Source organism: Sulfitobacter sp. KMM 9851, assembly GCF_057178245.1.
The window spans coordinates 1,886,381-1,907,878 of the sequence record NZ_CM169991.1; the positions used below are offsets into that span (position 1 = coordinate 1,886,381).

Below are 21,498 nucleotides of genomic sequence, written 5' to 3' on the forward strand. Positions count from 1 at the left end.
GGCGTGATTTAGACAAATTGTTACTGATAAAGGGGCAATTGTGCGGCCAAGACTGCAATCAATCGGCACGTTCGCGTCGCGCAGCGGGTCAGTTGCGGTGGGGGTCAGTTGCGCAGGCGGCTGCGCCAGCCACCGCGGCGGCGGGGGGTGGTCACGGTGGTCAGCCCTTCGGTCAGGACTTCGGTCATCGGGTGCGGCTGATCCGGCGGCGCGTGCTGCGCCAGCAGGCGGCTGATCACCGCAGAGGTGTCAGCCCCCATCGGCAGTTTCAGCGCCCAGTCAAGAAAGATACTGCGGCACTCTGATTTGGTGATGCCCTCGATCCGGTAGGCTTCGCGGATCAGGCCGCCTGGGTCGTCTGGATCGGCTTGGGTCATTGCGGGTCCTTGTCTGCTGGTGCGTCGGTCGGTGGCAGTGCTGCCGTGATAATCCGGTCGCAGGCATCGTAGGTCTGGCGCATTTGCGTCTCAAGCGCGGTCAGGGTGTCGCATTCAAGCGCCCGGCACAGGAATGCCGCCCCCGCCTGCCCCAGATCGTCGCTGGCGATCGGATGCGACGACAGCAGCCGCGCGGCGCATTGCAGGGTCCATGCCATCGCGTATCCCTGTGTCAGCGCCTCGCAGCCAGCAGCGTCGATCACGCCGCTGTCGTGGGCGGCCTGCACCCCGGCGGGAATGTCCCGCGCGCCCTGCCCGGCAATCAGCAGACCAGCCTGTGCCAGCAGTTCGATATCTTGCAGGCGGCCCGCGCCGGTTTTGGCATCCCAGGGGCCAGAGGGGCTGCGCGCGGCGGCGATGCGGGCGCGCATCTCGGCCACGTCGGCCAGCACCTTGGCTGCGGGCGCGCTCTGGCTCAGGATCTCGCGGCGCAGGTGTTCCACATCTTCGGCCAGTGCCGCAGGCCCCGCAATCACGGCGGCACGGGTCAGCGCCAGATGTTCCCAGACCCAGGCCTGCGCCTTTTGATAGCTATCGAAACTGGCAAGGCTGGTGGCAACCGGCCCCTGATTACCCGAGGGCCGCAGGCGCATGTCGACATCATAGAGCTTGCCCTGCGACATTGGCGCGGTCATCGCGGTGATCATCGCCTGGGTCAGGCGTGCATAGTATAGTCGGGCCTGAAGGGGGCGCGGCCCGTCCGACGCATCTACCCCATCGGCATCGTAAATCACCAGCATGTCCAGATCAGAGGTGGCTGTCAGCCGCCCGGCCCCCAGCGACCCCATGCCAAGGATCACGGCGCCGCGCCCCGGCGGGGGCCCGTGCCGCGTGGCAAACTGATCCACCACCACCGGCCAAAGTGCTTGCAACACCGCGCGGGCCAGTTCGGCGTATTGCGCGCTGGCAGTCGCGGCATCGGTCAACCCGCGCAACAGGTGTACCCCGATGCGGAAATGCCATTCGCGGGCCCAGCGGCGGGTGCCGTCGAGCCGGGTTTCATAGTCGGCCTCTTGTGCCAGATGGTCTTCCAGCATCTTTGTCAGGGCCGCCTGCCCCGGCCAGTCGCTGAAAAAATCACCGCCGATCACCGCGTCGAATACACCTGAGTTGCGCGAGAGGTGCGCGGCAAGCGCCGGCGATGTGGCGACAATATCAATCAGCAGGTCGCCCAGTTGCGGGTTCGCCTTGAGCAGCGAGAACAGTTGCACCCCGGCGGGCAATCCCGCCAAAAACCCGTCGAAGGCCAGCAACGCCTCGTCCGGTTTGCTGGCCTGTGCCAGACGGCCCAGCAGCATAGGTTTAAGCGTGCCAAAGATATCGGCCCCGCGTTCGCTGCGCAGCGCCGGATAACCCGGCCAGCGTTCGAGTACGGAGGTGTCAAAGACATGTGGCACCCGGTCGGGCGCGTCTGGGGCGCTGCGCGAGGCGGCAAAGAAACCCTCGGTCAACTCGTGCACAGCACTGAGCCGCGCATTTAAATCGGCGCGCAGGGCATCGGTGCCCATGTCCATCATACAGGCCAAGCGATCAAAGCCCGTATCGTTTTCCGGCAGGCTGTGGGTCTGGGCGTCCTGCACCATTTGCAGGCGGTGTTCGACCGTGCGGTGTGCGCGGTAATGGTCCGTCAGCGCAGCGGCGGCCTCTGGCGGCACCCAATCCTTTTCGGCCAGCACGGCCAACCCTTCGCAGGTGCCGCGCAACCGCAGGTCGGAATCGCGCCCGCCTGCAATCAATTGGCGGGTCTGGGTGAAAAATTCAATTTCCCGGATGCCACCACGGCCCAGTTTCATGTTGTGCCCCGGCAGCGTGATCGGCCCGCCCAGCCCTTTGTGTTCGCGGATGGCAAGCCGCATGTCGTGGGCATCCTGGATGGCGGCAAAGTCCAGATGCCGCCGCCAGACAAAGGGGCGCAGCGTGGCCAGGAAACGGTTGCCCGCGCCGATATCACCGGCCGCCGGGCGGGCCTTTATATAGGCGGCGCGTTCCCATGTGCGGCCAAGGCTTTCGTAGTACCGCTCGGCCGCGTCCATCGACAGGCACACCGGCGTGACGCCCGGATCGGGCCGCAGCCGCAAGTCGGTACGAAAGACATAGCCCTGCGCCGTCAGATCACTGAGCGTCCCGCTCATCGTGCGGGTGGCGCGAATAAAGACGCTGCGGGCGTCGTGGAAATCGGCGGGGTCAAATCGGGTTTCGTCGAAGAGGCAGATCAGGTCGATGTCCGACGAATAGTTCAGCTCATGCGCGCCCATCTTGCCCATGGCCAGCACCACCATGCCTGCGCAATCGTGCAGATCATCCAGTGTCATCCCCGGCAGTTTGCCGCGTTTTATTGGGCCCATCAACGCGCTGCGCAGCGCCGCCCCGGAGGCGGCATCAGCAAAATCCGTAAGCGCCCCGGTAACCTGTTCCAACGCCCACGCGCCCCCCAGATCGGCAAGGGCCGTCATCAGGGCGACGCGGCGCTTGCCCTGTCGCAGCGCATCGGCAATTTGATCGGGGGCGTGGGTCGCGGCATCGGTAATGACCTGCGCCACGGCGCTTGCGGGGTCGTCCACGGCCCCCAGCAGCCAGTCCGTTTCTTTTTCAAGCAGGGCCATGAGATAGGGCGCGGTAGAGGCTGCGGCGCTAATGAGGTCGCGCGTTTCGGCAGGCAGATCGCCCACAAGCGCTGCGGCGTCATCGGCCCGCTGCTGCTGGTAGATACGCGGTGTTCGGGTGATCAAATCGGCAAGGGATTTGGCGTGGGGTATACCTGTCATACTGCCAGCTTTGCGATGTGGCGCGGGTGGCGTCAATGGGGTTGCGCCTACCGTGGGCTTTGGCCAGATTGCCGCGCGGAGGTGCCGACATGAGCAAAAGTCTGAAACGCGTACGTGCTGCCCTTGAGGGGGCTCGTGTGGCTGTCGATATCCGCGAAACCGCCCTGGCGCGCACGGCGCAGGACGCGGCGGATGCCCTGGGCTGTGGGGTTGACCAGATTGCCAAATCCATCGTGCTGCGCGGTGAGACGTCCGGCACTGCCGTGCTCTTCATCACAGCGGGCGGGCGGCAGGTCGATCTGGTCCGGGCTGCCGCGCTGGCGGGCGAACCTTTGGGAAAGGCCGACGCGGCACTGATCCGGGCGCAGACCGGCTTTGCCATCGGTGGGGTATCCCCGGTCGGTCACCTGACGCCGCCGCGCGTCTGGTTTGACGAAACACTGCTGACATTCGACCATATCTGGGCCGCCGCAGGCACGCCGCACCATGTCTTTCGTCTGTCACCCGATGAAATGGCACGAATTTCCGGCGCACAAGTCGCTGATTTTACATAGCCTTTCATAATAATGTAAAAAACATTCACATTAACCCTTGCAAGGGGGCGGGATAATGACAATCTATTCAATGTGAAAGACATTCACATCGAACAACGCACCAGGGCCGGTGAAAGGCCCACCAAAACCTGAAAGGCCTTTGTAATGAACACACTTACCTCCGAGCAGACCTACAGCGCCCGCCCCAGCTGGTTCGCCCGTGGCGAAAACTGGCTCGACGACAAGGGCAAAGGCGCCTGGATCGCCGCCATGGTCCTGGGGTTCATCTTTTTCTGGCCCGTCGGCCTCGCCCTTCTTATGTACATGATCTGGAGCAAACGTATGTTTTCCAAAAAATCCTGCAACCGCATGTCGGCACGCACCATGATGTCCGCCACCCGCAGCACCGGCAACAGCGCCTTTGATGCCTACAAAGCCGACACGCTGCGCCGCCTCGAGGAAGAGCAGACCAACTTTGAAGCTTTCCTGGAACGTCTGCGCGACGCCAAGGACAAGGCCGAGTTCGACCAGTTCATGGACGACCGCGCCAAGCGCAGCGACACCACAGCCGAAGCTTGATCAGCCCCCCCGGCCCCAAAGCCGGGGGGATCTTCACGACAGTACGCCCCCCAATTCCGGCCTACAGCCCATCAGATTTCATCAGGAGACCTTCATGACCCCCGACCCCGATCTGCATCCGCAATTCTACGATGGTGTCGTGACAAAACGCCTGTTGGCCTGGATCGTCGACACGGTTCTGGTCTTGTTGCTTTGTCTGCTGATCCTGCCGTTCACCGCCTTTACCGGGCTGTTCTTTTTCCCGTTCCTGTGGCTCGTGGTTAGCTTTGTCTATCGGGTGCTGACCATCACGGGTGGCTCTGCCACATGGGGGATGCGTCTGATGGCACTCGAATTGCGCGACAGCCGTGATCACCCTTTTGACTTTGGCACCGCGCTGATGCACACTCTGGGCTATTCGGTGTCTGTCGCCATGGCCCCGTTGCAGCTTATTTCCATCGTTCTCATGCTTGGCTCGGCCCGTCGTCAGGGGCTAACTGATATGGTGATGAACACGGCTGCACTTAACCGGCGCGCATAACGTTAAAGCTTTAGACAAACTTGTCCTTGGCGCGTGGCGACCGGATTGGTATCATCAGGCGATCAACTTCGGAATCCCATGCGCCATACACTTCCGCTCACACCGCAGTTCTACGTGACCGCGCCGCAGCCCTGCCCCTATCTGGAGGGCCGGATGGAACGCAAGCTGTTCACCGCCTTGCAGGGCGACAATGCCGCACGGCTGAACGACAGCCTGTCGGGTCAGGGATTTCGACGGTCGCAGAATGTTCTGTACCGTCCGTCCTGCGCAGATTGCGCCGCCTGCCTGTCGGCCCGGATCGACGTCAACGCCTTTCGCCCCAGCAAAAGCCAGCGTCGCATTGTCAAACGCAACGACCATGTGACGCGCCGCGCCACGTCGCCCTGGGCCACCGAGGATCAGTATGATCTGTTCCGCCGATACCTCGACAGCCGTCATGCGGATGGTGGCATGGCCGATATGGACGTGTTCGAATTCGCCGCGATGATCGAAGAAACGCCGATCCGCAGCCGGGTGGTCGAATACGTCGATACCCAGACCAAAACGCTGATCGGGGTTTGCCTGACGGACGTGTTGGGGGATGGGGTCAGCATGGTCTATTCTTTTTACACCCCCGACCGCCCGCGCGATGGGTTGGGCAATTACATCATCCTTGATCATATCGAGATCGCGCGCGCCGCCGGCCTGCCTTATGTCTATCTGGGCTATTGGGTCCCCGGCAGCCCCAAGATGGGTTACAAAGCCAAGTTTTCGGGGCTTGAGGTCTATATGGGCGGCGGTTGGCAAAAGATGCGCGACCCTGACGCGTTCAAACCGGACCGGCATCCGCTAAGCACCGATCCGATTGCGGAACAGGTCGCCAATATCTCACTGCCCGATATCGCGCGCAGCGACCGCGGCTGATGTGTTTTCGCTGAATGGGCGCGTCCGCTTCTGACCCTGCCCTGCGTCCCGTTTTGGCGGTTCTGGCTGTTGTCATCCACGATAATCACGTGCTGTTGGTGCAGCGCGCCAACCCGCCCGATGCCGGGCTTTGGGGGTTTCCGGGCGGCAAGGTCGACTTTGGCGAGGGTCTGTTGGCGGCAGCGGCGCGGGAATTGCACGAGGAAACTGGGGTGACGGCAACACCGCTGCGCGTGATCGACGCGCTGGATGCTTATGACGTGGCCGAGGATGGCGCGCTGCGCCAGCATTTTGCGCTGGTTGCGGTGGTGTGTACGTGGCAATGCGGTGACCCGGTGGCGGCGGATGACGCATTGGATGCGCGGTGGGTGCCTTTGGCAGGGCTGGACGGCGCGCTGCCGATGAGCCGCGATGTGGTGCGGGTGGCACGGCAAGCGGCGGCGGCGGCAGAGAAATTATAGGCCGCAGGTCAGCGCCCGATCGCATCCTATACGGCACAACAAAAAAGGGCACCCCGCGCGCCAGCCCTTTGCATTTAGTGGTGCATTTGAGCATTGCAGGGCCTCAAAGCGCAACGTCCGGTTTGAGCCCATACCTTAGGATTTTCTGAATTGCAGCGAATGTCGGCTACCATAAAAGGTCCGTAAAACCATAGCCTTCTTAGTTGCATTGATATTCATTATCCGTACCGTCTGTAAGATTAGAAAGAGCATCTTCCAGTTCGTGAATAACTGCGGGCCAACGGTTATCTGCTTCTCCTACTGGTGGCCAATGCCCAATCAAGTCTGTTCCCGTAGCGAAGGACACTGAAACTGCTGTTTTGTCCGGTAGTTGCCCCGTCAGTCTACAGAAATGTGCATCAGCATCGTTGCTATAGACAGGCAATCCGCGACGGCAGCTAACGGAAATCACTCGGTCAAACATACTCAGATTAAGTGGAAAATAGTGGGTCTCTGCATCGCCGCTCGCGATTCTCAGTTCAGAGTAATTTTTGCGCTCTTCGGGAGATTTGTACCATTCCAGACTATCCAAGCGAGAAGATACTGAAAGTTGCGCAATTTCCCAATCGGTACTTCTGCCCAACAGCAATTCAAGTACTGGCGGCGTACGAGAGCTTTCGGCGCCGCCAAAGCCGTTGTATGTAAAGCCTGTCAAAGTGAGAGGCGGCTGTCCGATCTGCCACGAAAGTGCTGTTAAATCAGTGGCTTCATCTGTGATACTCTTAAGCCGGATGCCACCGCTGTACAGTCGACCGTATTGAGGTAGCTGATACAGTTTTCCTTCCTTGCATACTGGTATGCGAACCGCCTCTTCTGCGAAGCTCTCACCACAGAGAAGACAAAGTACTACAACGTCTAGGCACAGCCCGGTGTAACCCTTTGCCTTCATAGTTCCCTCTTCACCAATTTTCTTGTGATGTAACAAAAAGCAGCAGTGCTCGATAGTGCATAGCTCGTTTGGAAAGCATCTGTTTGTTAAGGAGCTTTCTGAAAGCCGACATTGGATCGACTGCAATCCAAAGTCTGTTTCGTCCGCCAAGCCGACCTCCAGCGCGGAAGGCTCCCGAAGGTTTCTTCGGGAACCTTGGTTGGACATAGCGTTAGGTCCACAAGGAGGCCGGCCACGATCTACACTACCCAACGCAAAGGGCTGGCCCCGCGCGGGGCCAGCCCTTTTTCATGTCCCATGGTCTGCCGATCAGTTCGGGATCAGGTCCGGTACGATGGTCACGATCGCCGGGAACATCCACAACAGCGCCAGTCCGGCCACTTGGATCATCACGAACGGGATGATCCCACGGTAGATATGGCCCGTTGTCACGCTGGCCGGGGCCACGCCGCGCAGATAGAACAGCGCAAAGCCGAAGGGCGGTGTCAGGAACGAGGTTTGCAGGTTGACCGCAATCATGATCGTCACCCATTTGGGATCAAACGTACCGCCATAAATGACGGGCCCCACGATCGGGATCACGATGTAGATGATCTCGAGGAAGTCCAGCACGAAGCCCAGAATGAACAGCACCACCATGACGATAAGGAAGACGGTCAGCTCATTGTCAAAGCTCTTGAGGAACTGTTGGATGTAGTGCTCCCCGCCAAAGCTGATCACCACGAGGTTCAAAAGCTGCGAGCCGATCAGGATGGTGAACACCATCGAGGTCACTTTGGCCGTTTCACGCACCACCGGGCTTAGCACGCCGGAGGTATAAAGAATCCAGCACGAAAACAGCAGCCCGAACACCGCGTAGAGATAGGCACCATAGGCCACAAAGAAGGCGACCCAGCTTTCGAACGTCACACCGTCTTGATTGATGCGCAGGTCGAAATTGACCCCGACAAGGATGCAGATGACGATGGCCAACGTCGACCAGATGATCACCTTGGGCGATCGGTCCTGATCGCGCAGCTTGCGGTAGGCGGCCAGCATGAGCGCCCCACCTGCCCCCAGTGCCGCGGCCGGCGTCGGATTGGTGATGCCGCCAAGGATCGAACCCAGCACCGCAACGATCAGCACCAGCGGCGGAAAGACCACCCGGATCAGTTCGTTTTGCGAACAAATTTTGGTGGCAAAGACCACACCGTAAAGCACCATCGCCATCGGCAGCGCCATCAGCACCACCATCACGCCCGGGCTTGTCAGCGGGCCAACCAGCAGGACATCGACGAGGATGCAAAGCACCACACCGATGCCACCGATCATCAGCGGGCGACGATCTGCCGTGGGCGACACGCCCCGCGCAGTGGTCAGGAACAGTGTCAGCAGGATCAGGATGATCGCAGTGCCTGTGCCGACGGGGGCCGCCGAGGCGACCTTGGCCGCGCGCTTTTCGATCAGCGCCTCTTCGGACAGGCGTTCGCTTTGCTGGATGCCGCCCGCGTCATTGATGGCCTGTTGTTCGGCCACGGCTGCATCCCACTTGTCCTGGCCGTGCAGTTCGATCATCGAGACCTTGCATTGTTCACCCACATTGGTGCGCAGGCTGGCAGCATCTCCGATATCGGAAAAACTGGAAACCGTGGTCGATTGCCCGCCGACGATGCCGAAATTGCCCAGCAGCACTGTGCCTACGATGACCAGCACAGGCGCGCCAACAAACCAGGTAAAGGCTTCGCCTTTTGTCACCGGTTCGGCATTGGTGGACCCCATCGGAACCGCCGGCGCCTTGTCCGGGTTCAGCAGCGCATAGCCAAAGGCATAAAGCGCATAAAGCAGGGCCAAAAGGATACCGGGCAGCAGCGCCGCCTGAAACAGGGTGCCGACGGACACAACCGCCGGCTCACCCAGAAAGGTCAGCGCGTCGGTACATCCAGCAGAGGTAGCACGCGCCTCTTGGGCCGCGGAATAAAGATCACCCGCCAGTGTCCCCAACAGCACGATCACGATCGACGGTGGAATAATCTGGCCCAAGGTGCCAGAGGCCGCGATAACCCCGGTGGACAGTTCAGGCGAATAGCCGTTGCGCAGCATCGTCGGCAGCGCCAGCAGACCCATGGTGACAACCGTCGCACCCACGATCCCGGTGGACGCGGCAAGAAACGCACCCACAACCACAATCGACACGGCCAGACCGCCGGGCAGCGGGCCAAACACGCGCGCCATTGTGGTCAGCAGGTCGTTGGCGATCTTGGACCGTTCAAGCGTGATGCCCATCAGAACGAACATCAGCACCGCCAGCAGCGTTTCAATCGACTGACCCGCCAGCACACGTTCGTTCATGCGGTTCACGATAAAGGACACATTGCGGTCCAGCGCCACTTCCCACCCCTGCGGGAAGACGGATTCGCCGATGCGCGGCAGATCGGGATATCGGAACTTTGATATCGCGTCCGCCTTTACGCCCGAGTTGAGCAGATCACGGTAGGCCTGCGTCGACTGGTCAATGGCGTTGTGCACCATCAGCCCCGCACTATCGAGTGCCGCAATGATCCCAAAGGAAATAATACCCGCACCACCGATGGCAAATGCCACCGGAAAGCCCGAAAGGATGCCGCCGAACAGGCAGACAAAAACGATGATCAGGCCAATTTCGACCCCGTCGAGACCAAATAGCATGGAATGCCCCTTGAATTAATGCGTGCCTTCGTAGGCTTCTTCGCCCTCGCCCAGCGTGTCGCGGTCGAGATATTTATTTTCGCTCTCCGGCCCTTCGCGGAATTCCAGCAGCGCGCGGTAGAACACCGCGATCGCCTGTAGGATTACCATGGCGCAGAACGCGATGAGCAGCAGTTTGAACAGGAAATAGCCGTTGAACCCGTTGGGCGAGAACCCAATCGTCTCGACGTTCCATTTCAGCAGCTTGGCCTTGCGCAGCAGCAGCTCCAACCGATCCGATGCGGATGGGTTGGGCGTGACCAGATGCCGCCACAGAAAGAACCAGCCGTAAAGCCATGTCACGATCGCAAAAGGAATCATAAAGAACAGCGCGCCGAACATGTCGATCACACGTTTGGTGCGGAATTTCGCCCCGGCGTAGAACAGATCGACCCGCACATGCCCGCCCTGCACCATCGTGTAGGAGACGCACAAACAGACCACGAGCGCGTTGAAAAGCTTTAGTTCTTCTGCGAACCACGAGATGTCGAATTGCAGCGGGATGCCGAACCCGACAGAGATGTCAGGCCGGGTAAAGATACGCTGCATGAAGACGATGATGATCTGTTGCAGCACCATCAAAAGACCGGCCCAGGCGAACAAGCGGCCAACCCCGTTGGCAAAACCTTCGAGCGCGCGCACACAGGCCCACATAAAGCGGCGGTAGATCAGGCCAAAGAGGGTCACGATCAGCAGAAGCGTTGCCGCGACAAAGAACAGTTCGACCGAGCCGCCGTAATAGATAAAGCGCATCAGCGCTTCGCCATTCGACCAGTCCAGCCACATGCCCGGATTAAGCAGCGCCGCGAAAATGTTGTAAAAGGCTTCCAGGAAGTTGCCGAGAACGAATTGAATCATCCCGCCGTCCTGAAACGCGTCCAAACAGCTCAGCTTTGCGCCTTCCGCTGCCCGGAAAAATCCAGCGCATACTACGTCGTCTGCCATAAATCCCCCCTGGGTGACGTCGGGGTTGCCCCCCAAACTTTCACACCTGTCGTGTCCCCCGGCACAAGGCCGGTCGTCAAAAGGTACGAGGGGCCATGATAGGCCCCTCGCATCGTCATGTCAGGGTGATTAGCCCTGCCCCAGCACCCGCTGGCGCTGGTTGACATAGAAGGCATCCGACTTGGACAGCCATTCCGCGCTCGACTGCAACGATGTTTCGAAGCTGTTGCGGATGTCGGCGAACAGGGTGTCGTCCATGTTCTCGTCCATGACTTCTTTGGACGCGGCACCGAATGCATCCCAGACGTCGTCGGGGAACTGCATGGTTTTCACGCCCTGTTGCTGCAGACGCGCCAGTGCGGCACCGTTGTTGGCCAATGTTTCGGCCAGACCGGTGTGCGTGGTTGCCATCGCGGAATATTCGATGATCTTCTGCTGGGCTGGTGTCAGTTCGTTGAACACATCCAGGTTGACCGATGCGGTCAGGCCCGAACCTGGCTCGTGGAAACCAGCGGTGTAGTAAATCTTCGCAACTTCCTGGAAGCCGGCGCGTTCGTCGGCAAACGGGCCAACCCACTCCAGACCATCCAGCGCGCCCGAGGACAACGCCTGGTACAATTCGCCGCCCGGGATGTTCTGGACCGATGCGCCCAGTTTACCCAGCACCTTGCCACCAAGACCAGGCATGCGGAATTTCAGACCGTTGAAGTCGGCGGCAGAGTTGATTTCCTTGCGGAACCAGCCACCGGACTGCGAACCGGAGTTGCCGGCGAGGAACATCTTCATGTTGAAGATTTCACCGATCTGGTTGTGCAGCTCGTGGCCGCCGCCATGCAGATACCAGTTGGTCAGTTCCTGCGCGGTGGCGCCAAATGGCACGGCTGTAAAATACGCAAGGCCTGGGTGCTGGCCGAGGAAGTAGTAGTCAGCAGCGTGATAGATGTCGGCCTGACCGGAAGAAACCGCGTCAAAAACTTCGAATGCGCCAACCAGTTCGCCTGGGGCTTTCTTTTCGATGGTCAGGGTGCCGTCGGACATTTCATCAACCATGTTGTTGAAATATGTCGCGGCATCGTCCAGCACGGCAAAGCCGCGTGGCCATGCGGTAACCATTGTCAGGGTGCGCTTGCCTTGCGCATAAAGCGGTGCTGCCAGCGTGGTGGCCGCGGCGGCGGTGCCGCCAAGGGCAGATGTCTTCAAGAATGAACGACGATCCATAGGTGATACTCCTCCCGAGTAGATGCCCACAGCGCTTCATTGGGCGTGCAGGTCATTTCAAGTCTGGTTACACTAGCGATGCCGCCACGTTTGAAAATACCTACTACTACGTATGCCGGGCGCGGCGGGCCGGAATTTTCATAAATTACGCCGTCGAATTTGTCTAAGGCCCCGCGGTTTTCGGGAAAACGAATCAGCTGATAGTGCATCCTGCGCCCGCTCGGGGCTTTGATTCGCGGCGGATTCGGCGTATCGATTCGCGTCATGCGCCGTCTGCTTACCCTTTTCTCGTTCAGCTATGCCCAAAAGCTTACGCTTCTGGCCTCGGTCCCCTTGGTGGTGGCGGTTGCCGCGATTGCGGTGCTGGTAGCGATGCAGGCCCGCGCCTTGGCAGAGCGAGAGATCCGCACGCTTGAAACCCAGTTGATCGAGGCCAAGAAAGACGAGCTGCGCAATTACGTCACGCAGGCACGCAACGGGTTCTATTTCATCTACGGTTCCGCCGCGCCCGACGATGATGCGGCCAAGCGGCAGGTGGCACAGATCCTGTCGGCGATGATCTATGGCGAGGACGGGCAGTTCTTTGTCTATGATTACGACGGCAACGCGCTGGTCAGTCCGCGCCAGACCGACCGCATCAACTTTAACTGGTCGGGGCAGACCGACAGCGAAGCCACCCCAGTTGTCGACGAGTTGATCCGCATCGCACGGTCGGGTGCGGGCTATCACACCTATATGTGGCCAAAACCCAGCACCGGGGAAGATGCGCGCATGATTACCTATGTCACATCGTTCCCGTCCTGGCGGTGGGCCGTGGGTACGGGTGTGTTTATCGACGACGTGCTGGCCTCGGTCGCCACCGCGCGCGCCGATGTCGAAGCGCGCGTGCAGCGTACATTTGTCTATATCGTGGCGATTACGCTCGTGGCGCTGTTTTCGGTCTTTGCCACCGGTATGCTGATCAACCTGCGCGAACGGCGGCTCGCGGATGCCAAGCTTAAGCGGCTGACGCAACGTGTGTTTGACGCGCAAGAAGAGGAACGCGGCCGCGTGGCGCGCGAATTGCACGATGGCATCAGCCAGATCCTCGTCGGTGTGCGCTATGCGCTTGATAGCGCGCGGCGGCGGTTGGACCGGGGCGACGGCAGCGCCGCTGAACCACTGGGCAAGGGCATCGCGACGCTGGGCGATGCCATTTCCGAAGTCCGCCGCATCAGCCGTGATCTGCGCCCCGGTGTGCTGGACGATCTGGGCCTTGGCCCCGCGATCAAGACCTTGGCCGAAGATTTCGAGGCCCGCACCGGCATCACCTGCCAATTTGAAACTGTGGTGTTTCGTAACCGGCTGGACAATGACGCCAAGATTGCGCTTTACCGCATCGCACAAGAGGCGCTGACCAATATAGAACGCCATGCCGCAGCCAGTGTTGTGCGCATCGACCTGCGCGGCCACCGCCGTGGCGGCACCCTGCGGATCAGCGACAATGGCCGCGGTCTGCGCCCCGGTCAGCCCGCCAAAGCCCCCGGTCTGGGCCTGCGCAACATGCAAGAACGTATGGACCAGCTTGGCGGCACACTGAAAATTTCTGCCACCCCCGACGGCGGCACCACAATCGAGGCCACCGTGCCCCTGACCCACTTGTTGACCCCTGAATCCGGGTCGATGCCCAAAGAAAAGGCCGCTGCCGAATGACCATCCCACCCCGCACAGCGCCCCTGCCCGCCGATGCCGTGTCGCGTCCGACCCGCGTGCTGATCGCAGATGATCACCCGATGGTTGCCGAAGGTATTCAGTCAATTCTCGAAAGCTATGATGATATCGAGGTCATCGCGACGCTGCATACTGGCCGCGCGGTGGTCGACCAATTCGAAGCGCTGGCCCCCGATGTTATCCTGATGGATCTCAATATGCCCGATCTTGGCGGATTGTCGGCCACCGAGATCGTGCTCGAACGCCGCCCCGATACCCGCATCGTGGTCCTGTCGATGCACGACAATCCTGAATACATCGCCACCGCCCTGCGCCACGGCGCGATGGGCTATATCCTGAAAGACGTGCCTACCGACGAAATCAAAAAGGCGATTGATGTTGTCATGGGCGGCGCGCGCTATCTGTGTACCGGGGCACAAGGGTCAATCGCCCCAGAACGGAACGCAGCGCGCGAGGCGCTAACCGACCGCGAACAGACGATCCTGTTGCAACTGGCACAGGGCAAATCCAACAAGGACGTGGCCGGATCACTGGATATTTCCGTGCGCACGGTCGAGACCCACCGCAAGAACATCAAACGCAAACTGGGCATTTCCAGCACTGCCGGGCTGACACGCTATGCGATGGAACACGGTGTGTTGCAGGGCACCGGCGTGAAGCTGTGACCATCTGGTCCGATCAATTTCCGCCAGATTTTAGCAAAACATCCCTGTAAACCCACTTCGCGCAATAAAATGTCAAAATTTTTCACCCCTGCGACATAAATTTATGCGATTTGCCTGTTGACGCCCCTTTCCCCCGCTCATAATCTCACGCCACGCTAAAGGAGCCCGGAACATGACAACCCTAGTCGTCATTATTGGACACACGCGCATGGGCCGGTAACGGTTAACCATACTCTTTCCCATGCGCCCCCGTCACAACCGGGGGTTTTTTTATGCCAAACGCAAATATCAGATGCCTTACGGAGCAAGCACAATGAAACGCCAGATGACCGGAGCGAAAATGATCGTCCAAGCCCTGATTGACCAGGGTGTGGACACCATCTTTGGATATCCTGGTGGTGCGGTCCTACCGATTTACGACGAGGTGTTTCAGCAAAACTCGATCAAGCACGTGCTTGTGCGCCACGAACAAGGTGCCGTGCACGCCGCCGAAGGCTATGCGCGCTCGACCGGTAAACCCGGTGTGGTTCTGGTGACATCCGGCCCCGGCGCCACCAACGCCGTAACCGGGCTGACCGATGCCTTGCTCGATTCCATTCCGATCATCGTGCTGACGGGCCAGGTGCCGACCTTTATGATCGGGTCAGACGCCTTTCAGGAATCTGACACCGTGGGCATCACGCGCCCCTGCACCAAACACAATTGGCTGGTAAAAGAGACTGACAAGCTCGCCGGCGTGCTGCACGAGGCCTTTCATGTTGCCACCCATGGCCGCCCCGGCCCGGTGCTCGTGGACATCCCCAAGGACGTGCAGTTTGCCACCGGCACCTACACGCCGCCCAAACCCTCGACCTCGCATTACCAACCCCAGGTCAAGGGCGATTTGGAAGAGATCACCGAATTGGTGGCCGCTCTGGAAAAGGCCAAGCGCCCTGTGTTCTACACTGGCGGCGGGGTGATCAACTCTGGCCCGGCGGCAAGTCAGCTGTTGCGCGAATTGGTGGAGGCCACAGGCTTTCCCATCACCTCGACGCTTATGGGCCTTGGTGCCTATCCGGCCTCGGGTAACAACTGGCTGGGGATGCTGGGCATGCACGGCCTTTACGAGGCGAATATGGCGATGCACGGCTGCGACCTGATGATCAACATCGGCGCGCGGTTTGATGACCGTATAACCGGGGTGATCGACAGCTTCAGCCCGAAGTCCATCAAGGCGCATATCGACATTGATCCCTCGTCGATCAACAAGGTGATCCGCATCGACATTCCGATTGTGGGTGACGTGGCGCATGTACTCGAAGACATGCTCAAGATCTGGAAGGCCCGCGGTCGCAAGACCAACTCCGAAGCCGTGGCGAAATGGTGGAAACAGATCGACGAATGGCGCGCTGTCGATTGCCTGAAGTTCAAGCAGGCCGGCAAGATCATCAAACCGCAATACGCCCTGTCGCGGCTTGAGGCGCTGACCAAGGATCATGACCGCTACATCACCACCGAGGTTGGCCAGCACCAGATGTGGGCCGCGCAATACCTGAATTTCGAAGACCCCAACCGCTGGATGACTTCGGGCGGGCTTGGCACCATGGGCTATGGCTTTCCGGCCTCTATTGGTGTGCAGATGGCACATCCAGACGCACTGGTGATCAACGTGGCGGGCGAAGCGTCTTGGATGATGAACATGCAGGAAATGGGCACCGCGATGCAGTATGGCCTGCCGGTAAAACAATTCATCCTGAACAACGAACGCCTTGGCATGGTACGCCAGTGGCAGGAACTGCTGCACGGCGAACGCTATTCGCAATCATGGTCTGAATCCCTGCCCGACTTTGTGAAACTGGCCGAGGCCTTTGGCGCAAAGGGCATCATCTGCTCCGACCCCGACGATCTGGACGACGCGATCATGGAGATGATCAACCACGACGGTCCGGTGATCTTTGACTGTCTGGTGGAAAAGCATGAAAACTGTTTCCCGATGATACCGTCGGGCAAGGCGCATAATGAAATGCTGCTGGGGGGCGCGGATACCCAAGGCGTTATTGATGCCAAAGGTTCCGTAATGGTGTGATCCGTTTTCTTTTAAAGAAAACGGACCGGGATTTTCAAAAAATCCCGTTAGCAAGATAAAGAGGACAACAACATGTCAGCCCTAAAACTCAAAAAAGGTGCCACCTCGCACTCCGCCTATAACCTACGGCCCAACTTTTCGGACGTGATTGAACGCCACACCCTTGCCGTTCTGGTCGAAAACGAACCCGGCGTGCTGGCGCGGGTGATCGGGCTTTTTGCCGGGCGCGGCTATAACATCGACAGCCTGACAGTGGCCGAAGTGGACCACACCGGGCATCTGTCGCGCATCACCATCGTCACCTCTGGCACGCCGCAGGTCATTGAACAGATCAAGGCACAACTGGGCCGCATCGTGACCGTGCACGACGTGCATGACCTCACCGTTGAAGGTGCCAGCGTGGAGCGTGAGTTGGCGATGTTCAAGGTAATCGGCAAGGGCGATCACCGCGTCGAGGCGCTGCGGCTTGCCGATATTTTCCGTGCCAATGTTGTCGACAGCACGCTAGAAAGTTTTGTGTTCGAGATCACCGGCGCGCCGGAAAAGATCGACGCCTTTGCCGATCTGATGCGCCCCTTGGGTCTGGCCGAAGTGGCCCGTACCGGGGTTGCCGCCCTGTCACGCGGCGAATGATCTAATAACAATTACCCCGGTTGCGACTGTTGCCGGGGCTGCTCACCCCTTGCCCGCGTGCTGTGCGTTGCCCATCCGTGGCGCCGGTTCGATCCGTGGGGCAAAGGGGATGATCTGCGCGCTTTGGTTGGGGGCACTCGGGTAGCTCGGGCCGACTGTTCGGTTACGCAGTGCAGCGGGCAATTCCTTGGCCGCGCTCTCTTGCAGCAGACGCAGATTATACGCCCTACGCATGCGGCGTTCCTGATTGACATCAAACTGCACCATATCCCCGGCCTCTAGTTTCACCGCCGGCGCGTCCGCATGGGACGATCTCTCGTAGTAGGCTAGATCACCCTGATCTTCACACCAAAAAACCGCTTTATCAGCACCTTCGTCACACCAGAGAACCACACCAATCATTAAGATCCACCCGTTATTGTGTAATCTTTAGGTATCCTGCAACAATGCAGGGGTGTGAGGCACCGGAAATTCTGCAACGTAAGCTTGCAATTTGTGTCGATTTGCTTAGGGTCAAATACAAATTAGCATCACCCCTGACGCATTTTAGCGTCACCAAACCCCATGATGCGCCACCCCTTTGCGATCTGTCGGCCCTGCGCCGGCGGTTTAACTGTTTGTGAGGCACACCATGGCCCAACCGATGCGTTCTCCCGCTGAATTGCGCAGCATGTTTGGCGCAAATCTGCGCCGATTGGCCGAAGACTATGCGTCAATCTCTGAATTGTCGCGCCAGTTGGGCATCAACCGCACGCAGTTTAACAGGTACCTCTCGGGCGAAAGCTTTCCGCGGCCCGATGTGCTGGCCCGGATGTGCGCGTTCTTTGACGTCGACGCCCGTGTTCTGCTGGAACCCGTTGATCAGATTGCCCTGACACAGGATCCGATCAACAACCCGTTTCTGGGTGATTTTGTCGGCGCCGGCGCGCGCAATGTGCCCGCAAGCCTTTTCCCCAATGGGTTTTTCCGATTTTCACGCCGGTCTTTCGTCACTCACGACGTTTTCGTTACCGGGCTGGTCCGGGTGCACCGCGACGGCGAAAATACCTATCTTCGCGGATATGAAAACATCCAGGCGATGAAGATACAGAATCTGCCCACCACCGCACGCGCGCGCGAATTCCGCGGTATTGTGACCCAGCAAGAAGACGGCATCGCCATCATCGCGTCACGGCACAACACCATGACCTGCTCGTTCAATTACCTCAGCCGCGTGGCCTCGTTCGAAAACAACTTCTGGGTGGGCTATGTCACCCGCACAGTGCCTGAATCGGCAGGTGGGATGCGCGCCACACGGCTGGTCTATGAATACCTCGGGCATGGTATGAAAACCGCCCTGCCCGCCGCCCGTGCCTGTGGCTTTTCCAACGCTGCGGACCTGCTGCCGTTTCACCGACGCCTGCTGCGCCCCGACGATCCTTTTGTCTAGTCCGCCCGTCCGCGCGCGCGCTAGTTGTCAGATGTCGGCGGCGATAAAAACACGTCGCTGACGGCCCAGCCGCGCTAGACCTGTCCCTGCTAAGCTGACCACATCGTCAGGAGCAGCAGCATGGATCACACACCCCCCGATCTGGGCCCCGATCTCGCCACCGATCTAACCCGCGTCCGCCGCCCTGTTGCGCAGGCCAACGGATTGCCCAACGCGCATTACACTGATCCCGCCACCTATGATGAGGAACGCCGCGCGGTGCTGTTCGACAATTGGGCTGGCCTGGGCGTCGGCGCCGATGTGCCCGACATTGGCGATGCGCGGCCCGTGACCTTTCTCGGCGCGCCGCTCTTGATGCTGCGCGACCGTGACGGACAGGTGCGCGTGTTTCAGAACATCTGCCGTCACCGGGGCATGATCCTGGTCGACGCCCCGCGCCGGATCGAAGGCGCCATCCGCTGTCCCTATCACAGTTGGTGCTATGCCACCGATGGCCGCCTTGTCAGCACCCCGCATGTCGGCGGTCCGGGGCAGAACACCCACGAAGGCATCGACCGCGCTACATTAGGGCTGATCGAGGTACGCAGTCACATCTGGATGGACGTCGTTTATGTCAACATCTCTGGCACCGCAGCGCCCTTTGCGGTGGTGAATGCCGATCTGATCGCCCGCTGGGCCGAATTTGACCGCCCCCTGCACCACGGCGGGGCCGACAGCCGCTTTTCACTTGAGGTCGGGTGCAACTGGAAACTCGCGGTGGAAAACTACTGCGAAAGCTACCACCTGCCCTGGGTCCACCCCGGCCTCAACAGCTACTCCCGGCTCGAAGATCACTACCACATCGAAAACCCCGGCCAATACTCCGGCCAAGGCACCTTGGTCTACCGCCAACTGACCGGCGACGATGGTCAGAAATTCCCGGATTTCACAGGAATTTCAGATAAATGGGACACGGCGGCGGAATATATCACCGCTTTTCCCAATGTGCTGCTGGGGGTCCACCGCGACCATACATTCGCCATCGTGCTGGTCCCGCAAGGATTGGACCGGACGGTGGAACACGTGCATTTCTACTATGCGGACCCCAACACAGACCCCGCCCTGCGCGCGCGCAACACCGCCCAATGGAAAGAGGTGTTCGAAGAAGACATCTTTGTCGTCGAAGGCATGCAGCGCGGCCGTCACGCGCCGGGGTTTGACGGTGGGCGGTTCTCTCCGGCGATGGACGGGCCAACCCATCTGTTTCACGATTGGATCGCACGCCAGATGGAAACGTACCGTGGCACAGGCCGACAGGCGGCGGAATGAAAACCCTCGACGCGGCGCTGCTGGCGGCCCATGCGGCGGGCGACGGTGCGGCGCTGGTGCGGCTATACGCTCAGGCGGCAAAAGATGCCGCGACACCGGATGCCGCCGCCTTTTACTTAACTCACGCCCATGTCTTCGCGCTTGAGACCGGCGACACCACCGCCCCGGCCCTGCGCCAGCGGCTGATTGCGATGGGCCGTGAAAGCCCGCTGACCGCGCCGATACCGCCGCTCAGATAACGGGCGGTTGCCGCTGGGGATATGCGGTGGCGCCGTGCCAGTCCTCGGCCAGTTGCAACAGCCGGGCGTCACTGCCACGCGGGCCGATCAACTGTAGCCCCCCCGGCAGGCCAGCAGCCCCAAACCCGGCGGGCACATTAACGACCGGTAGACCAATCAGACTCGCCGGCACCACCACCTGCATCCAGCGGTGATAGGTATCCATCGTCACACCAGAAATTTCGCCCGGATGCACCTGCATCACGTCAAACGGCCACAGCTGCGCCGAGGGCAATACCAGCACATCCACCTTGTCAAACAACGCATGCGCGGCGCGAAACCAGTCCGATCGTTGCAGGCTGGCACGTTGGATATCCTGTCCCGAAAATCCCTGCCCGCGTTCCACTTCCCAGATCGCCGCAGGTTTCAACGCATCGCGCCGCGCCGGGTCGTCATGGGTCGCCCCCAAGGACGCGGCAACGGCAAAAGACCGCAGGGTGATCCAGCTATCCCACATCGCATCTGCATCAAAGGGGGGTGCGATGCTGGACACCCGGTGGCCCAGACCTGCCATCTGCGCAAGCGCCGCCTCTGACAACGCGGCAATGCCCGCCTCATAGGGCAAGGCCCCGCCCCAATCGCCAAGCCAGCCAATCCGCTGACGCGGCAGCGGCAGATCCAACTGCGGCAACGTATCGGCGGGATTGTTGCCATGGGGATGGCGTGGGTCCGCCCCGGTCATCACATCCAGCAACGCGGCCAGATCACGCGGGCTGCGCGCCATCGGCCCCGCAGTGGACAACTGATGCAAAAACATCTCGCCCTCCGACCCGCCCGGCACATCGCCCCAACTGGGCCGCATTCCATAGACATTGTTCCACCCTGCAGGATTGCGCAGCGATCCCATCATGTCAGAGCCATCGGCCACACAAACCATCCGCGAAGCCAACGCCGCCGCCGCCCCGCCCGAAGACCCGCCCGCCGATTTGGTTCTGTCATAGGGGTTGCAGGTCGCGCCATGCACCGGGTTGAATGTGTGGCTGCCCAAGCCAAATTCCGGCGTGTTGGTCTTGCCGATGATCAAGGCACCCGCCGCCCGCATCCGCGCCACAATGGGCTCGTCCCGCGTGGCGATCTGCCCAGCAAACAATGGCGATCCCTGCGAGGTCGGCAATCCCGCCGCATCCGCCAGATCCTTGATCGCCATGGGTATCCCATGCAACCACCCCTTGCGCGGCCCTGCATCCGCCGCCGCGGCTTCGGCCAGCAGATCATCAGCATCACGCAGCGACACCACGGCGTTCACAGATCCGTTCACCGCAGCAATCCGGTCCAACGTCGCCCGCATCACCTCAACCGCAGACAGCTCCCGCGCCGCCAAGGCCGTCGACAACGCCAGCGCATCCCACTCCAGAAACTCCATGCGCAGTTCTCCCGACTTTTTTGAGTCAAAAATACCCTCGGGGGGTTTGGGGGGC

The 21,498-nt window shown here is 60.2% G+C and carries 20 protein-coding genes; 12 read left to right on the top strand and 8 right to left on the bottom strand.

Annotated features, from left to right (window positions below; all coding sequences use genetic code 11):
- Window positions 1-104 precede the first annotated feature (104 nt).
- Together AC1965_RS09255 and AC1965_RS09260 are read right to left on the bottom strand one after the other, a co-directional pair.
- Window positions 105-377 (bottom strand): hypothetical protein, encoded by a 273-nt coding sequence (locus AC1965_RS09255; protein WP_483883590.1) that lies wholly within the window; start codon window positions 375-377, stop codon window positions 105-107.
- Window positions 374-3,202: a [protein-PII] uridylyltransferase family protein gene (locus AC1965_RS09260; RefSeq protein WP_483883591.1), complete on the bottom strand. Its 2,829-nt coding sequence runs from the start codon at window positions 3,200-3,202 to the stop codon at window positions 374-376. The genes AC1965_RS09255 and AC1965_RS09260 overlap by 4 nt, the downstream gene beginning before the upstream one ends.
- A gap of 89 nt (window positions 3,203-3,291) precedes the next feature.
- On the opposite strand from AC1965_RS09260, the gene AC1965_RS09265 reads away from it, so the two are divergent.
- From AC1965_RS09265 to AC1965_RS09285, 5 genes are all read left to right on the top strand, one after another.
- On the top strand, window positions 3,292-3,756 hold the full coding sequence (locus AC1965_RS09265) for a YbaK/EbsC family protein (RefSeq protein ID WP_483883592.1): 465 nt from the start codon (window positions 3,292-3,294) through the stop codon (window positions 3,754-3,756).
- A 144-nt stretch (window positions 3,757-3,900) separates the two neighbouring features.
- Window positions 3,901-4,314, top strand: coding sequence for a DUF2852 domain-containing protein (locus tag AC1965_RS09270; protein WP_483883593.1), 414 nt, complete (start codon window positions 3,901-3,903; stop codon window positions 4,312-4,314).
- A 94-nt stretch (window positions 4,315-4,408) separates the two neighbouring features.
- Window positions 4,409-4,834: an RDD family protein gene (locus AC1965_RS09275; protein WP_483883594.1), complete on the top strand. Its 426-nt coding sequence runs from the start codon at window positions 4,409-4,411 to the stop codon at window positions 4,832-4,834.
- Window positions 4,835-4,912: 78 nt separating this feature from the next.
- Entirely contained in the window at window positions 4,913-5,737 is an 825-nt protein-coding gene (locus tag AC1965_RS09280; RefSeq protein WP_483883595.1) for an arginyltransferase, read from the top strand.
- A 14-nt stretch (window positions 5,738-5,751) separates the two neighbouring features.
- On the top strand, window positions 5,752-6,198 hold the full coding sequence (locus tag AC1965_RS09285) for an NUDIX hydrolase (protein WP_483883596.1): 447 nt from the start codon (window positions 5,752-5,754) through the stop codon (window positions 6,196-6,198).
- 199 nt (window positions 6,199-6,397) lie between these two features.
- Here the strand turns inward: AC1965_RS09285 and AC1965_RS09290 are convergent, their stop codons facing one another.
- The 4 genes from AC1965_RS09290 to AC1965_RS09305 all read right to left on the bottom strand — a co-directional run bounded on the left by AC1965_RS09290 (window position 6,398) and on the right by AC1965_RS09305 (window position 11,992).
- Entirely contained in the window at window positions 6,398-7,276 is an 879-nt protein-coding gene (locus AC1965_RS09290) for a hypothetical protein (RefSeq protein ID WP_483883597.1), read from the bottom strand.
- A 159-nt stretch (window positions 7,277-7,435) separates the two neighbouring features.
- The gene (locus AC1965_RS09295; RefSeq protein ID WP_483883598.1) at window positions 7,436-9,790 is read right to left on the bottom strand and encodes a TRAP transporter large permease subunit; all 2,355 of its coding nucleotides are present in this window, start codon (window positions 9,788-9,790) and stop codon (window positions 7,436-7,438) included.
- Between the two features lie 15 nt (window positions 9,791-9,805).
- Window positions 9,806-10,774: a TRAP transporter small permease subunit gene (locus AC1965_RS09300; RefSeq protein ID WP_483883599.1), complete on the bottom strand. Its 969-nt coding sequence runs from the start codon at window positions 10,772-10,774 to the stop codon at window positions 9,806-9,808.
- A 129-nt stretch (window positions 10,775-10,903) separates the two neighbouring features.
- Window positions 10,904-11,992, bottom strand: a complete 1,089-nt coding sequence (locus AC1965_RS09305) for a TRAP transporter substrate-binding protein (protein ID WP_483887021.1) — start codon at window positions 11,990-11,992, stop codon at window positions 10,904-10,906.
- Between the two features lie 264 nt (window positions 11,993-12,256).
- Here AC1965_RS09305 and AC1965_RS09310 point away from each other — a divergent pair, with 264 nt between their 5' ends.
- The 4 genes from AC1965_RS09310 (at window position 12,257) to ilvN (ending at window position 17,065) form a co-directional block, all read left to right on the top strand.
- Entirely contained in the window at window positions 12,257-13,684 is a 1,428-nt protein-coding gene (locus AC1965_RS09310) for a cache domain-containing protein (RefSeq protein WP_483883600.1), read from the top strand.
- Entirely contained in the window at window positions 13,681-14,367 is a 687-nt protein-coding gene (locus AC1965_RS09315; RefSeq protein ID WP_483883601.1) for a response regulator transcription factor, read from the top strand. The genes AC1965_RS09310 and AC1965_RS09315 overlap by 4 nt, the downstream gene beginning before the upstream one ends.
- Window positions 14,368-14,680: 313 nt before the next feature.
- Entirely contained in the window at window positions 14,681-16,432 is a 1,752-nt protein-coding gene (locus AC1965_RS09320; RefSeq protein ID WP_483883602.1) for an acetolactate synthase 3 large subunit, read from the top strand.
- Window positions 16,433-16,504: 72 nt separating this feature from the next.
- The gene (ilvN, locus tag AC1965_RS09325; RefSeq protein ID WP_483883603.1) at window positions 16,505-17,065 is read left to right on the top strand and encodes an acetolactate synthase small subunit; all 561 of its coding nucleotides are present in this window, start codon (window positions 16,505-16,507) and stop codon (window positions 17,063-17,065) included.
- 42 nt (window positions 17,066-17,107) lie between these two features.
- On the opposite strand, the gene AC1965_RS09330 is transcribed toward ilvN, so the two are convergent.
- Complete coding sequence (locus tag AC1965_RS09330) at window positions 17,108-17,467, bottom strand: hypothetical protein (RefSeq protein ID WP_483883604.1); 360 nt, start codon at window positions 17,465-17,467, stop codon at window positions 17,108-17,110.
- A 241-nt stretch (window positions 17,468-17,708) separates the two neighbouring features.
- Here AC1965_RS09330 and AC1965_RS09335 point away from each other — a divergent pair, with 241 nt between their 5' ends.
- The 3 genes from AC1965_RS09335 (at window position 17,709) to AC1965_RS09345 (ending at window position 20,041) form a co-directional block, all read left to right on the top strand.
- Window positions 17,709-18,494 carry a helix-turn-helix domain-containing protein gene (locus tag AC1965_RS09335; RefSeq protein ID WP_483883605.1) on the top strand — a complete coding sequence of 262 codons (786 nt, stop codon included), beginning with the start codon at window positions 17,709-17,711 and terminating at the stop codon, window positions 18,492-18,494.
- 120 nt (window positions 18,495-18,614) lie between these two features.
- A complete protein-coding gene (locus tag AC1965_RS09340; RefSeq protein ID WP_483883606.1) occupies window positions 18,615-19,802 on the top strand; it encodes an aromatic ring-hydroxylating oxygenase subunit alpha in 1,188 nt (395 codons plus the stop codon).
- Window positions 19,799-20,041, top strand: a complete 243-nt coding sequence (locus AC1965_RS09345) for a hypothetical protein (RefSeq protein ID WP_483883607.1) — start codon at window positions 19,799-19,801, stop codon at window positions 20,039-20,041. The genes AC1965_RS09340 and AC1965_RS09345 overlap by 4 nt, the downstream gene beginning before the upstream one ends.
- On the opposite strand, the gene AC1965_RS09350 is transcribed toward AC1965_RS09345, so the two are convergent.
- On the bottom strand, window positions 20,034-21,443 hold the full coding sequence (locus AC1965_RS09350; protein WP_483883608.1) for an amidase: 1,410 nt from the start codon (window positions 21,441-21,443) through the stop codon (window positions 20,034-20,036). The two genes, AC1965_RS09345 and AC1965_RS09350, sit on opposite strands and share 8 nt — an antisense overlap.
- Window positions 21,444-21,498: the final 55 nt, after the last annotated feature.

Excerpts from the sequence above, each read along its gene's own strand:
- AC1965_RS09255 (WP_483883590.1), bottom strand. The coding sequence starts at position 377 with ATGACCCAAGCCGATCCAGACGACCCAGGCGGCCTGATCCGCGAAGCC.
- AC1965_RS09260 (WP_483883591.1), bottom strand. The coding sequence starts at position 3,202 with ATGACAGGTATACCCCACGCCAAATCCCTTGCCGATTTGATCACCCGA.
- AC1965_RS09265 (WP_483883592.1), top strand. The coding sequence starts at position 3,292 with ATGAGCAAAAGTCTGAAACGCGTACGTGCTGCCCTTGAGGGGGCTCGT.
- AC1965_RS09270 (WP_483883593.1), top strand. The coding sequence starts at position 3,901 with ATGAACACACTTACCTCCGAGCAGACCTACAGCGCCCGCCCCAGCTGG.
- AC1965_RS09275 (WP_483883594.1), top strand. The coding sequence starts at position 4,409 with ATGACCCCCGACCCCGATCTGCATCCGCAATTCTACGATGGTGTCGTG.
- AC1965_RS09280 (WP_483883595.1), top strand. The coding sequence starts at position 4,913 with ATGCGCCATACACTTCCGCTCACACCGCAGTTCTACGTGACCGCGCCG.
- AC1965_RS09285 (WP_483883596.1), top strand. The coding sequence starts at position 5,752 with ATGGGCGCGTCCGCTTCTGACCCTGCCCTGCGTCCCGTTTTGGCGGTT.
- AC1965_RS09295 (WP_483883598.1), bottom strand. The coding sequence starts at position 9,790 with ATGCTATTTGGTCTCGACGGGGTCGAAATTGGCCTGATCATCGTTTTT.
- AC1965_RS09300 (WP_483883599.1), bottom strand. The coding sequence starts at position 10,774 with ATGGCAGACGACGTAGTATGCGCTGGATTTTTCCGGGCAGCGGAAGGC.
- AC1965_RS09305 (WP_483887021.1), bottom strand. The coding sequence starts at position 11,992 with ATGGATCGTCGTTCATTCTTGAAGACATCTGCCCTTGGCGGCACCGCC.
- AC1965_RS09310 (WP_483883600.1), top strand. The coding sequence starts at position 12,257 with ATGCGCCGTCTGCTTACCCTTTTCTCGTTCAGCTATGCCCAAAAGCTT.
- AC1965_RS09315 (WP_483883601.1), top strand. The coding sequence starts at position 13,681 with ATGACCATCCCACCCCGCACAGCGCCCCTGCCCGCCGATGCCGTGTCG.
- AC1965_RS09320 (WP_483883602.1), top strand. The coding sequence starts at position 14,681 with ATGAAACGCCAGATGACCGGAGCGAAAATGATCGTCCAAGCCCTGATT.
- ilvN (WP_483883603.1), top strand. The coding sequence starts at position 16,505 with ATGTCAGCCCTAAAACTCAAAAAAGGTGCCACCTCGCACTCCGCCTAT.
- AC1965_RS09330 (WP_483883604.1), bottom strand. The coding sequence starts at position 17,467 with ATGATTGGTGTGGTTCTCTGGTGTGACGAAGGTGCTGATAAAGCGGTT.
- AC1965_RS09335 (WP_483883605.1), top strand. The coding sequence starts at position 17,709 with ATGCGTTCTCCCGCTGAATTGCGCAGCATGTTTGGCGCAAATCTGCGC.
- AC1965_RS09340 (WP_483883606.1), top strand. The coding sequence starts at position 18,615 with ATGGATCACACACCCCCCGATCTGGGCCCCGATCTCGCCACCGATCTA.
- AC1965_RS09345 (WP_483883607.1), top strand. The coding sequence starts at position 19,799 with ATGAAAACCCTCGACGCGGCGCTGCTGGCGGCCCATGCGGCGGGCGAC.
- AC1965_RS09350 (WP_483883608.1), bottom strand. The coding sequence starts at position 21,443 with ATGGAGTTTCTGGAGTGGGATGCGCTGGCGTTGTCGACGGCCTTGGCG.